The organism is Shinella sp. M27 (assembly GCF_049199905.1).
Taxonomy (GTDB): domain Bacteria; phylum Pseudomonadota; class Alphaproteobacteria; order Rhizobiales; family Rhizobiaceae; genus Shinella.
In genome coordinates this window covers 28,300-28,778 of sequence record NZ_JBLZPK010000067.1, presented here as the reverse complement: position 1 = coordinate 28,778, position 479 = coordinate 28,300, and the positions used below count along the sequence as shown (strand labels likewise).

At 54.5% G+C, this 479-nt stretch carries 2 protein-coding genes; one reads left to right on the top strand and one right to left on the bottom strand.

What is annotated here, in order from left to right; all coding sequences use genetic code 11:
• Positions 1-190 (top strand): hypothetical protein (locus ACOZK4_RS25200; protein WP_421594417.1); only part of this gene is annotated, 190 nt, incomplete at its 5' end.
• Here ACOZK4_RS25200 and ACOZK4_RS25195 read toward each other — a convergent pair.
• On the bottom strand, positions 165-479 hold a 315-nt coding region (locus tag ACOZK4_RS25195; protein ID WP_421594416.1), incomplete at its 5' end, for a hypothetical protein. The genes ACOZK4_RS25200 and ACOZK4_RS25195 overlap by 26 nt on opposite strands.

Genomic DNA, 479 nt, shown 5'->3' with positions numbered 1-479 from the left:
GTCAAACCGTCCCAATCTCGTCAGAAGCAGCAAAAACATCCTGAACCAAATCAGGCCCTATTCTCACCAGCTCCATCAGGAAACCTTAGAGCGAGTTCGTCGGCCGCCAGAAGCGCCGCCGCTCTCGTTCGATGGCCGGGTTATAGGCCCACACTTTCAAAGCGTCAACAGCGATGTGACACTTTTTTGAAAAAATCTTCGAAAAAATGCGTTTGCCTTTCATTTACCGCAGCGAAAAGCCGGTTTTCCGGGTGGTTCGCTGCGCAAACGGTGTGAAAGCGGCCGATTGCCCTCAGATTATCACAATCCGCGCTCCTATAGAGATGCATAAGAAGCAGCGTGATTTGACTCGCGGGCCCACCTGCGTGCATCTTCCCGCGCTGAAACGATAAGACAGGGCGAATGCAATCGGCATGACCACCGACCGGAACATGATCCGATCCCTCGGCAATGAACCGCCGATCCTCGCCGACGGGCGC